The organism is Rhodococcus sp. SMB37 (assembly GCF_004345605.1).
GTDB lineage: Bacteria > Actinomycetota > Actinomycetes > Mycobacteriales > Mycobacteriaceae > Rhodococcus.
The window spans coordinates 14,960-23,806 of sequence record NZ_SLVY01000016.1 but is presented as its reverse complement, the minus strand read 5'-3'; the positions used below and the strand labels follow the sequence as shown (position 1 = coordinate 23,806).

General features: G+C 57.1%; 6 protein-coding genes. 3 read left to right on the top strand and 3 right to left on the bottom strand.

All coding sequences use genetic code 11. From position 1 onward, the window contains the following. Positions 1–90: 90 nt before the first annotated feature. The 3 genes from EV641_RS22395 to EV641_RS22385 all read left to right on the top strand — a co-directional run bounded on the left by EV641_RS22395 (position 91) and on the right by EV641_RS22385 (position 5,139). Positions 91–1,926, top strand: a complete 1,836-nt coding sequence (locus EV641_RS22395) for a DUF4012 domain-containing protein (RefSeq protein WP_132474823.1) — start codon at positions 91–93, stop codon at positions 1,924–1,926. A 47-nt stretch (positions 1,927–1,973) separates the two neighbouring features. After that, positions 1,974–3,839 (top strand): glutamine--fructose-6-phosphate transaminase (isomerizing), encoded by a 1,866-nt coding sequence (gene glmS / locus EV641_RS22390; RefSeq protein WP_132474675.1) that lies wholly within the window; start codon positions 1,974–1,976, stop codon positions 3,837–3,839. A gap of 181 nt (positions 3,840–4,020) precedes the next feature. Further along, positions 4,021–5,139 carry a glycosyltransferase gene (locus EV641_RS22385; protein WP_132474673.1) on the top strand — a complete coding sequence of 373 codons (1,119 nt, stop codon included), beginning with the start codon at positions 4,021–4,023 and terminating at the stop codon, positions 5,137–5,139. Positions 5,140–5,521: 382 nt separating this feature from the next. Here the strand turns inward: EV641_RS22385 and EV641_RS22380 are convergent, their stop codons facing one another. From EV641_RS22380 to EV641_RS22370, 3 genes are all read right to left on the bottom strand, one after another. Then, entirely contained in the window at positions 5,522–6,307 is a 786-nt protein-coding gene (locus EV641_RS22380; protein WP_158289206.1) for a glycosyltransferase family 2 protein, read from the bottom strand. A 144-nt stretch (positions 6,308–6,451) separates the two neighbouring features. After that, complete coding sequence (locus EV641_RS22375) at positions 6,452–7,747, bottom strand: O-antigen ligase family protein (protein WP_132474669.1); 1,296 nt, start codon at positions 7,745–7,747, stop codon at positions 6,452–6,454. Next, positions 7,716–8,795: a hypothetical protein gene (locus EV641_RS22370; protein ID WP_132474667.1), complete on the bottom strand. Its 1,080-nt coding sequence runs from the start codon at positions 8,793–8,795 to the stop codon at positions 7,716–7,718. Before EV641_RS22370 ends, EV641_RS22375 begins: the two co-directional genes overlap by 32 nt. Between the last annotated feature and the right edge of the window lie 52 nt (positions 8,796–8,847).

The window sequence follows — 8,847 nt, the reverse complement described above, 5'->3', positions numbered from 1 at the left end:
CGGGGTTATGGAAGCTCACCACTTGAACGGACGGCCAACTCGATCTCGGTTATCGTCTCGGCGAGAAAACATGAAGGGGGCACAGACCGCGTGAACAATGTTACCGGTGAGTCAGATTCGTCCGGCGAACGTCGACGCAAGGTACGTCGGCGCTTGTCAGACGAGGAGGTCGCAGCGCGAAACAAGAAGCGCCGACGCATACAGATCGGCTGCGGTGTCGGCGTTCTCGCGGTGGTCGGATTCGCCGGTTGGCTGGGATACGAGGGGCTGCAAGCGAAGTCGAACCTGGAAAAGGCGCAGGATTTCGCCATGCAGGCGAAAGATGCGTTGCTGTCTGGTGATACCGAGGCCGCAACGCGCGCAGCCGGCGATGCCGATCGCTACGCCCGAGAGGCGCAGGGTTCGGTTGATTCGTTCCCGTGGCGCGCGGCAGGCGCGGTTCCATGGTTGGGCAGCCCGTTCGATTCCACGCGCCAAATGACCACCATTGTGACCGGTCTCACAGCAGATGTTCTGCTTCCTGCAGTCGACGCCGGCAGCGCGGTCTCCCCCGATCAGTTGATTCTCGACGGCGCACGGATCAACCTCGCCGCCCTTCGCGACGCCGCGCCGGTATTGGAAACGACGGCTGCGGCCATCACAGATCTCGATGCGCAAGCCCAAGAAGTCGACGGCACATACATCGGCTTGCTCAACGATGCGCGGCTGGATCTGCAGGACCAAGTGTCCGAATTGTCTGGCCTGCTGAACAATACGTCGACGGCAGCTCAGATCGCGCCCGCAATGTTGGGCGCCGATGGGCCGCGCAGCTACTTCATCGGATTCCAGACCAACGCCGAAGCGCGCGGCACAGGCGGACTGTTGGGCGGCTTCGCGGTGGCCGAGGCCGACGACGGCGCGGTGAGAATGAACGAGGTTGCCAGCAACCGAGAATTGAAGTTCGACTACCAACCCCTCGACCTCGGACCCGACTTCAAGCAGGCATACGGCCACAGCCGCGCCACTCAGGACTTCCGCAATAGCAATGTCAGTTCCCATTTCCCGTATGCCGGTCAGATCTGGCAGTCGATGTGGGAGCAGGAGACCGGCGAACGAGTGGACGGCGCAATTGCGACAGACCCAGTTGCGTTGAGCTACGTGCTCGAAGTTGTCGGCGATGTGACGCTCCCGACCGGCGAAAAGATCACTGCCGACAACGTGGTCGAATTGACCGAATCGACGGCATATTCCCGATTCGGCGACGATCAGGCTGCACGCAAGGCGTATCTGGAGATGGTGGCCAAGACGGTGGTGGAGAAGCTGACCGGTAGCATCTCGAGGCCCCAAGCTCTGCTGGAAGCACTTGGGCGTGCAGCAAGCGAGGGCCGGCTCGCGGTCTGGAGTTCGGATCCGGAGGAACAAGAAGTGCTTGCCGGCACTGCACTGGGTCACGTCGTCCCCGACGATCCTGCCCCGTACGCCGGTGTTGTCATCAACAACCTCGGCGGCAATAAGTTGGACTACTACCTTGAACGAGAGATCGAATACTCCGCGGGATCGTGCGAGGGAGAGACGCGCGATTCAACTGTCACAGTTCGTCTGACGAACAATCTCCCCCAGGGCGATTACACGACCTACGTTGCTGGCATGTTCGACAACCCGATCGGCGCACCCGTCGGAACCAACCTCGCAGATGTCGCGCTCCTCACTACACAAGGAGCCAAGCTGAAGAAGACGACTGTCAACGGTACGTCTGGCTTCGTATTCAACAGCTCCGAATTGGGTCATCCCATGTTCAATGCTCAGGTTCCAATCCCTCAGGGAGAGACGGTTGAAATCGTCTATACACTTTCTGAGCCAACAGCAAGTGGATCTGCGCGAGTCCCCGTGCAGCCCTTGGTGGATTCACCGACGGTATCGATCAACGTCCCGGAATGCAGTAGCTAAACTTCGCCCGAAATGCGGACACCGTTACCATTCGATACTCTTTCTTCATGTGCGGAATCGTGGCGTATGTAGGATTCCGAGATTGCCTCACGGTCACCGTAAATGCATTGCAGCGGATGGAGTACCGAGGCTACGACTCGGCCGGTATCGCCGTCCTCGACGGCGAGGGTGGCCTCGCTGTCGAACGCAAGGCCGGTCGGCTCGCCAACCTCGAAGCCGAACTCGCCGAGATCGGCGAGGACCGATTCGACGGCACGGCCGGGATGGGACACACGCGGTGGGCGACACACGGGCGCCCGACCGACCGCAACGCGCACCCGCATCGCGATGCCAGCGGCCGGATGGCGGTGGTCCACAACGGCATCATCGAGAACTTCGCGCCGTTGCGTGCCGAACTCGAAGACGCCGGCGTCGAGCTGGAATCCGACACCGACACCGAAGTGGCGGTGCACCTGGTGGCCCGCGCCTACGCCGAGGGCCCGACGGCCGGTGATTTCGTCGAGAGCGCCCGCAGTGTGCTGCGCCGTCTCGAAGGTGCGTTCACGCTGGTCTTCGTGCATGCCGATCACCCCGGCACGATCATCGCGGCCCGCCGCTCGACGCCGCTGGTCGTCGGTGTCGGCGACGGTGAGATGTTCATCGCCTCGGACGTGGCGGCGTTCATCGAGTTCACCCGCAACGCCGTCGAACTCGGCCAGGACCAGGTCGTGGTGATCACGAAGGATTCGTACGAGGTCACCGACTTCGACGGCAACACCGATGTGCCGACGCAGCCGTTCACCATCGACTGGGATCTTGCGGCCGCGGAGAAGGGCGGTCACGACTACTTCATGCTCAAGGAGATCGAGGAGCAGCCCACCGCGGTCGCCGACACGTTGCGCGGGCATTTCGTGGACGGCCGGATCGTGCTCGACGAGCAGCGCCTGTCGGATCAGGAGCTGCGCGACATCGACAAGGTGTTCGTCGTCGCGTGTGGCAGTTCGTATCACTCGGGTCTGGTGGCGAAGTACGCGATCGAGCATTGGACGCGATTGCCGGTGGAGGTCGAGCTGGCTTCGGAGTTCCGGTATCGGGATCCGGTGCTGGACCGGTCGACGCTGGTGGTGGCGATCTCTCAGTCGGGGGAGACCGCGGACACGCTCGAAGCAGTGCGGCACGCGAAGGATCAGAAGGCGCGGGTGCTTGCGGTGTGCAACACCAACGGCGCGCAGATCCCGCGTGAGGCGGACGCGGTGTTGTACACGCGGACGGGCCCGGAGATCGGGGTGGCGTCGACGAAGGCGTTCCTGGCTCAGATGGCGGCGAACCTGCTGGTGGGGTTGGCGTTGGCGCAGGCGCGGGGCACCAAGTATCCCGATGAGGTGGCGCGCGAGTATCAGGATCTCGAGGCGATGCCCGCGAAGATCGCGCAGTTGCTGCTCGGGATGGAGCCGGTGCGGGAGCTGGCGCGGGAGTTGGCGGCGTCGCCTGCGGTGTTGTTCCTCGGCCGGCATGTGGGGTACCCGGTGGCGCTCGAGGGTGCGCTCAAGCTCAAGGAGCTGGCGTACATGCACGCGGAGGGTTTTGCGGCGGGTGAGCTCAAGCACGGGCCGATTGCGTTGATCGAGGACGGATTGCCCGTCATCGTCGTCATGCCCTCTGCCAAATCTTCGGGACTACTGCATAGCAAGTTGCTCAGCAACATCCGTGAGATCCAGGCGCGCGGTGCGGTGACCGTGGTGATCGCCGAGGAGGGGGACGAGACGGTACGTCCGTTCGCGGATCACCTCGTGGAGATCCCGGCGTCGCCGTCGTTGCTGCAGCCGTTGTTGTCGACGGTGCCGCTGCAGGTGTTCGCTGCGGAGGTCGCGCAGTCGCGTGGTTACGACGTGGACAAGCCCCGAAACCTCGCGAAGTCCGTCACCGTAGAATAGGAGATCCGATGCCCTCATGATGGCCCCCGCCTTTCACCCACATCCACAGTGAACGAAACTCTGGAGTCCCAATGCAACGATCGGGACCTTCAGAATCGTTTCGTCAGCTGGCTAACCCTGGCTCAGGGACCCCTCGTCCGCTTCTCCACTCAACATTCACCGTGCTTGTAAGGATACTAAATTGACTAAGTCCGTCGCCATACTCGGTACACGTGGGTACCCCAGCTATTACGGCGGTTTCGAAACCCTAATCCGCGAGCTATCCCCATATCTCGTCAACGAAGGATGGAATGTCTCTGTCTACGGACGAGAAGGCGCCACCAACCCGAACGACCCCGGACTCGATCCTCGCGTACACAGAATTACCACGCGAGGAATCGAGAGCAAATCGCTAAGCACCCTTTCCTACGGATTAACATCGAGCTTCCATACTGCCTCACAACATCCCGACGTCGCACTCATCATGAATGTCGCCAACGGATTTTGGCTCCCCATCCTGAAAGCACGCGGCATCCCCACCATAGTCAACGTCGATGGAATCGAATGGGAGAGAGCAAAGTGGGGAAGGAAAGCAAAAGCCGCGTTCAAGGCAGGCGCAAATCTGACAGCTAGGTTCGCCGACGAGCTCATATTTGATTCCCGGGCCATCGGCGATAGGTGGAGATCAGATTTTCGAAGATCAGGTAAATTCATTCCCTACGGCGCAGTCGAACCGGGTCAACTTCAACCCGTAGACAACCTTAAACGCGGAAAATACGCACTCATGGTAGCTCGTTTTGTCCCGGAAAATACTGTGCAGGAGTTCTTCGTGGCCGCCCAAGAAATCAGCGCCCGATGGGACGTCGCGATAGTCGGTTCCTCTGGTTACGGAGGAGAATTTGACCAACAAGCAAAGGCACTCTCGGAGAGCTCCGATCGAATTCACTGGTACGGCCATTTAAATGACGATCAGAAGCTATTTTCACTCTGGCAGAACGCCGGGGCATATTTCCACGGCCATAGCGTTGGCGGTACGAACCCAGCACTGATCCAAGCAATGGCGTGTGGATCTCCGGTAGTCGCACGCGATACTGTATTCAATCGTGAAGTACTTGGCGCGGAAGGTCTGTTTGTATCGCCGAACCCGGACGATATCGCGCGTACTGTTTGCAAGGTCCTATCAAACCCTGGACTACAGAGGCATCTCAGCACCAACGGAAAGCAACGGCAATCAACCGACTACACGTGGGCTGGCGTATGCCAGAGCTATAATAGTGCGCTTTTAGAACTTGTCCAGTCGGGTGAATATTCCACTAAGTAGCACAAGTGGACCCCGCAGAGTCGAGTTCTAAAACCTCGCGACAATAGAACCAGATTCCGCGACGTGAATAAATCAAAACAACTGTGACGCCCGCACGAATTCGAGCGTCACAGTTGTGAATGTCCGTAGATAGGCAATCTGAGATTCACGTGCTGCCGGGAGGGTTCAGTCAACGGTAGGAGACAGCAGCCAATTCTGCCGGTGCCCGCATAGTGTCTCCCCCATCTCATTGAGCATCGAAGCGAGACCGACCATTCGGACCCATCCTGTTCTAGAAAATTCATGCAGCAAGATTCCATAGGTCAGGCTATCTGGATACCATGCGCCGATGACAACAGGTCAATCAGGTCCTGAGTCTTTATACGTCAACACAGAATGATGCTCATCCTGGAGGCACGGAAGCGCCCTTTGCTGCAATTTTCAAGATCGCCTCGTAAATGCGAGCCTGCACTGGACCTCGTGCACGACGAAGCTGCTCTACACGTGCTTGCCGCCGGAGGGCCCTGACATCGAACTTTGCCTCGCCTGACGAATAACCATCCAGATGATCAACATGCCCAGCAGCCAAATAGAGAACCGACCAACCACGCCGCCGCAGCCTACGACACAAGTCGATTTCCTCGCCGAATAGAAAAATCGACTTGTCAAACCACATGACCTGATCAAGCGCTTCGCGCCGAGCAACCATGAAGGCGCCGTTAACCGCGTCCGTCTTATGCGTTTGTCGATGCGCCTTCACTGAACGCGCAACTCCAAACCTATCCCCGAACCCAAGTGAGTGTGCAAGGTAGCGGGGCAACGAAACCTCATGTTCAGATGTTGGGAACAAGGATCCATTGACATAAACCCGAGGCGATAGCAAAGCCACATTGGGCGACTCGTCAAGCTTCTGGACACACAACTCGAGCGTACCCCGGTCGACAACGAGATCTGGGTTCACAATCGCTACGTATTCGGTTTTCACCCGCTCAGACGCATAATTCACACCTCGCCCGAACCCCAGGTTTTCACCAGGTTCCAGCACGGTAACTCGAGCGGAAGATTCAATACCAAGCGGGGCCTCTGGTGAGTTGTTGACAACGTAGATGTTGCCATCGTCACTGAGTGACTCAATACAGCCGGCCAACACATTCTGCGTATTGTACGCAACAATAATCTTGTCGATCACTGGTCTAGTATGCACCGGATCCAATTACCCTGCACGACGAAACACCATACTCGCCATCGTCGTCAGAATCATCGCTCACACATAACACCATATAACTGGCCGGTACCAATGGGCGCGTCAACACTGAGAGCTATTTACCGAGCCTCACCGCTCGGCGCCTGCCTCGTTCTGGATCTCCATGTCCCCGCATTCTCGGGCCTTCCGATCAGCCGTCTGCTCGCCGAAGTCACAATCCCCGCCTTTTTGGGTCGCAAGACCCAACAAGACTCCGAGCACAAGGATTACAGGCATTGACTCCACCGTCGATCCGACAAGACCGAAACCAACTAAACATATCGTGGCAGCAATGACTTCCGGGGACATATGGCCGGCATCACGAATAGCCTTGAAGAGAACGACCACCAGCCACCCGACTAGGATTAGACCAATCACACCGCCCTCGACAAGATACTTCAGAACGGCATTGTGCGAAGTCACGTGGTTCCCGGTAACAAACTCCACACTCAAAGTATCCCCAGAGCTACCCGAGCCGTAACCAAAGACCGGGGAATTCAGAAACATCTCCCATGCATGTGACCACGTGAAAATCCGGCCTTCGAATCTGCTGTCAGTCGATAGACCAAAGATAGATTCGACAACCTCGTTCTCGAAGAACGCAGTCTGAATGGGGTGGAATATCAATTCCACGAGAATTACGCCAATAATTGCGATCAGACCTGCTGGCCGCAAATATCCAACAAGCCGCCGACGAAGAGGTTTGAACAATAATCCGACTAGCAGCCCAACTAGAATAATGACGTAGCCAGTTCGGACCATGCTGAGATGCAACGAGACGATTCCGATCGCGATGGATGCAATCGCGATTCGCCGTTGGCCCCTATCTACGACCGAAAAGATTCCATACAGAAATAAAAAACTGCCCGCGAGAGCCATATGGAACGGACCCGCAAATATCCCTTGCATTCTCGTTTCCCCACCAAACATGCCCGTATACATGTCGGCGGAACGAACCACTGAACTCTCGATTTGAGGAAACCATAGGTGAAGTACAATCGATCCCAAGCACGCCACATTCAGGAGCCATATCAGAAACCTAGTCGCCTTCACGCGGGACTGAAGCCAAACAGCTCCCAAGAGAATGCTGACGACAATCATGACCGATTTGGTCCAGCCCAACATCCCAGTAATTGTGGTTGGAATGTTCGGGTGGAAAATCAACACCGCCCAGTAACCGCAGACAAAGAACGCAGGCGGGAGCACAACGGTGGAATACGCTCGCTGCCCGCTGAATATCGCCGCGCCTAGAGCGAGCAGCAGAAGTCCGATGCTTACAGCCCCAACACCAGCACCAAATGGTGCCGCAAGGAAAGCGGCGACCACCGCCACCGATCCGGTCAACCATAGAGAATTATCTAGTTCGACTAGATTCTTCAATTCCAACCTCCCGCCACTTCCGGACTACGTAGATGGTAAGGAAGAACCAGACTGCGTAACAAACCAGCTTACAAAATGCTGCGCCGTAATAACCTACATGGGGAGATAGGAACCACAACAATATGTAGGAAGCGGCAGCAGTAACTGCGATCGGAACAAACAACTCACGCACCTTGTTTAAGCGGACGCACTCCACATAGTCCGGTCCCGATAAGGCGTAGAAGGCGAGTGCACCGACGAGCACAATTGGTAGCCCCAGATCGACCGAATATCGCCCCCCGGAAATCCAGTCAACCATCACAGGTGAAAGCATCGCGATGGTAATACCAAGGATTGTAACCACGAGTCGATATTGTTTCGCCCACCTCTGCGCCCCGCCAGCAAGAACCACCGGCATCGTCGACGAAACGTATGTCGAATTTGTGACTCTGAAGGCCCGGTCGGCCAGCCCATAGATAAGGGAATAGGTTGCAAGCTGGGTTGCATCAACCGTGAAACCCAAAATGACTCTATCGCCAGCTGCAATAACCCATAGAACGAGATTAGTGGCTCCGACAAAACCAACCGCCGAAAGATTTGACATACGAACTATCTTTGGCGCTTCTCGGACCTGTATACCAACCGCGACAACACTAGATACGATCATCCCTGCAAGAACCATTTGAATCGAAACGGTCTGGCCTTCGTCGATGAGAACTACTCCACCGAATACCAGTCCGCCCAGATTTCGGATTACGAGGCTGCAGGCATATGTCCATTTTTTGCCTCTTCCCAGCGACACGTAACTCGCGACCTCGGCACCAATTGATGCGAGTAGGGAAAGGCCGATTAGCGAAGTAATCAGGGCGTCACCGGTGTATAAGAAGGATACGATCGATGCAAGAGCGACGGTTAAACCGCAACTAAACAGTTCACGCTGGCCGAGCAATATCCGAGATGCCCCATCAACCAGGTCACGCATCACCCGAGTCCCAATAGAACTTCCCGTGAACGCTACCCCCATAGCCCAGATAGCAGTCGTGAAACCGAAGATAGCAAAGTCAGAAACAGGCATGTACCTCGAGAATACGAGCATCTGCAAGAACGCAACGAGAACCGTCAAACAC